The sequence below is a fragment of the uncultured Amaricoccus sp. genome (assembly GCF_937858865.1).
GTDB lineage: Bacteria > Pseudomonadota > Alphaproteobacteria > Rhodobacterales > Rhodobacteraceae > Amaricoccus.
The window spans coordinates 1-2,929 of sequence record NZ_CALLYO010000254.1; the positions used below are offsets into that span (position 1 = coordinate 1).

The 2,929-nt window shown below is 73.4% G+C and carries 2 protein-coding genes and 1 pseudogene; 1 reads left to right on the plus strand and 2 read right to left on the minus strand.

Features of this window, described 5'->3' with window-relative positions; all coding sequences use genetic code 11:
• Positions 1–115 precede the first annotated feature (115 nt).
• On the minus strand, positions 116–841 hold the full coding sequence (locus Q0112_RS06970) for a GntR family transcriptional regulator (RefSeq protein ID WP_297973178.1): 726 nt from the start codon (positions 839–841) through the stop codon (positions 116–118).
• On the minus strand, positions 838–2,202 hold the full coding sequence (locus tag Q0112_RS06975; protein WP_297973181.1) for a formimidoylglutamate deiminase: 1,365 nt from the start codon (positions 2,200–2,202) through the stop codon (positions 838–840). The genes Q0112_RS06970 and Q0112_RS06975 overlap by 4 nt, the downstream gene beginning before the upstream one ends.
• 89 nt (positions 2,203–2,291) lie before the next feature.
• On the opposite strand from Q0112_RS06975, the pseudogene Q0112_RS06980 reads away from it, so the two are divergent.
• A pseudogene (locus Q0112_RS06980) lies at positions 2,292–2,929 on the plus strand (imidazolonepropionase); the annotation flags it as partial.

The window sequence follows — 2,929 nt, forward strand, 5'->3', positions numbered from 1 at the left end:
GGGTTAACCTCCGGTCACGGACGCAAATCGTATGGCCGCTTTCCAGCCTCCTTCCAGCCGCATCCCAGCCTGCCCAAGTCGCAGTTAACCCGAACGGAATTCCCCTCGATCCCGCTCAGGCCTCGGCGGTCATCACGAAGCCGGGGTGGCAGGCGAGCCGCACGCTGGTGATCGGCCCCGCCTCGTTCCAGGTGGTCCGCTGCAGCACCAGGATCGCCCGGCCGGGAGCGATGTCGAGCAGCCGCGCGTCGCGGGCGCTGGCGTTGGCGGCGTGGAAGGCGATGTCGGCGCGCAGGTAGGGGGCGTTGCGCACCAGCCACTCGTTGGCGCTCATCTGCCGGAAGTCGACGGTGGCGAGCTCGGGCTCGGCGGCCGGGTTGAGCCAGCGGTCCTCGTACTGGAAGGGCCGCCCGTCGCCCTCGTGCACGGTCACGAGGTGGATGAGCCGGGCGTCGCGCGCCAGGCCGAGTCGGACGGCGAGGGCGGCGGGCGGCGGCGCGAGCCGCTGGGAGACGACGCGGTGGGCATAGGCCATGCCGGCCTGCTCCACCTGCTCGCGGATGATCGGGATGGTGAAGGTCGCCTTGCGGATCGGCGCCGGTGCGACGCGGGTGCCGGCGCGGCGGCGCCGGTCGAGGAGCCCCTCGTCGGCGAGGAGCTGCAGCGCCTTGTTGACGGTGGCACGCGCGGCGCCGAACTCGGTGGCGAGGTCGGCCTCGTCGGGGATGCGGTCGCCCTGCCGCCATTCCCGCTCGACGATCCGGCGCCGCACCTCGGCCGCGATGCCCTGCGCCTTGGGCGTGGTCGGGCCGGGGGGGCGGTCCGTCGCTCGGTCGGTCACATCCTCTGCTCCAGCGCCGCCATGCAGGCGAGATAGTCGGCGACGATGCGCGCGCGCTCGACGTGGCGGCCGTCGCGGACGACGTGGCGGCCGGCGGCCCAGACGTCGCGCACGAGCCCGTCGCCGCCGGCGAAGATCAGGCTGTCGAGCATCGCGTCGCCCTCGCGCCCGGCGAGGACCGGGTTGTCGCGGGAGAGGGCGCAGAGGTCGGCCCAGAGGCCGGGGCGGATGGCGCCCGTCTCGCGGCCGGCGGCGGTGGCGCCGCCGTCGAGGCCGGCCTCGTAGAGGACGCGGCCTGTCGAGCGGGCGGGCTCGGCGAGGATGGCGCGGGCCCGGTCGCGCAGGCGCTGGCTGTATTCTAGCGTGCGCAGCTCCTCGACGAGCGAAATGCGGATGTTGCTGTCGGAGCCGAAGCCGAGCCGGCCGCCGGCGTCCTTCCAGATCGTGCCGTTGAAGATGCCGTCGCCGAGGCTCGATTCGGTGATCGGGCAGAGGCCGGCCACGGCGCCGGTGGCGGCGAGGCGGCGGGTCTCCGCCTCGGTCATGTGGGTGAGGTGGATGAGGGTCCAGCGGCGGTCCGGCGCATGGTGGTCGAGCAGCCACTCGACCGGACGGCGGCCGGTGGCGGCGACGACCTCCTCGACCTCGGGGATCTGCTCGGCGAGGTGCATGTGGAGCGGGCGGTCCGGGCGGAGCGTGGCGCAGAGCGCGAGCGCCTCGGCGCTGACCGCGCGCAGCGAGTGCGGCGCGACGCCGATGCCGGCGTCGGCGGGCAGGCCGCGGAGCGCCGCCTCGGCGGAGTCGAGCAGGCGTGCGAAGCCGTCGGGGTCGGTGCCGAAGCGCTGCTGGCCGGGGCCGAGCGGCCGGCGGTCGAGGCCGCCGAACTGGTAGTGCACCGGCAGGAGGGTGAGGCCGATGCCGGTGCGGCGCGCCGCCGCGGCGATGCGCTCGGACATCTCGGCGAGGTTGTCGTAGGGGGCGCCGCCGGGGCGGTGGTGGAGGTAGTGGAACTCGACGTTGGTGGCGTAGCCGGCCTCGAGCATCTCCATCTGCACCAGGCTCGCGATCGTCTCGACATCCTCGGGGGTCAGGTGGTCGAGGAAGCGGTACATGATCTGCCGCCAGGTCCAGAAGGTGTCGCGCGGGTGCGGCCCCTTTGCCTCGGAGAGGCCGGCCATGGCGCGCTGGAAGGCGTGCGAATGCACGTTGGCGAGCGCCGGCAGCAGGAGGTCCACCCGCTCGCCCTCCGCCGGCGCGGCCGGGGCGACAGCGGCGATCCGGCCGCCCTCGCCGATCTCGACCCGCACCGCCTCGGCCCAGCCGTCCGGCAGGAGGGCCCGCTCCGCCCAGAGAACCTCCATCGTCACCTCCCTGCCCCGTGCTCGAAAATAAGTTTAGACATATGGATTCGATAAGTCTATACATATCTCGCGCCAGGGAGGGGCATCGGATGCAGGTTCTCGCCAACGCTCGACTCGTGAAGCTTGCCGCCGGAACAGGCGGTTACGATCTGGTCGAGGATGGCGCGCTGGCGATCGAGGGCGACCGAATCGCCTGGGCCGGGCCGGCCTCGGAAATCCCCGAGTCGTTTTCCGCCGCGCCGAGGCGCGACCTGGAGGGGCGGCTGGTGACGCCCGGGCTGATCGACTGCCACACCCATATCGTCCATGGCGGCGACCGGGCGCGCGAGTTCGAGATGCGGCTCGAGGGGGCGGGCTACGAGGAGATCGCGCGGGCCGGCGGCGGCATCCTGTCGAGCGTGCGGGCGACCCGCGCGGCCGACGAGGCGGCGCTGCTGGCCGAGGCGCTGCCGCGGGTCGACGCGCTGCTCGCCGAGGGCGTCACCACCATCGAGATCAAGTCGGGCTACGGCCTCGACGTCGAGAACGAGCGCAAGATGCTGCGCGTCGCCCGGGCGATCGGCGCGGCGCGGCCGGTCACGGTGCGGACCACCTGGCTCGCCGCGCATGCGCTGCCGCCCGAGTATCGCGACGACCGCGCCGGCTACATCCGCGAGGTGGCGATCGGTGGGATGGACGTGGCGCACGCCGAGGGGCTGATCGACGCGGTCGACGGCTTCTGCGAGGG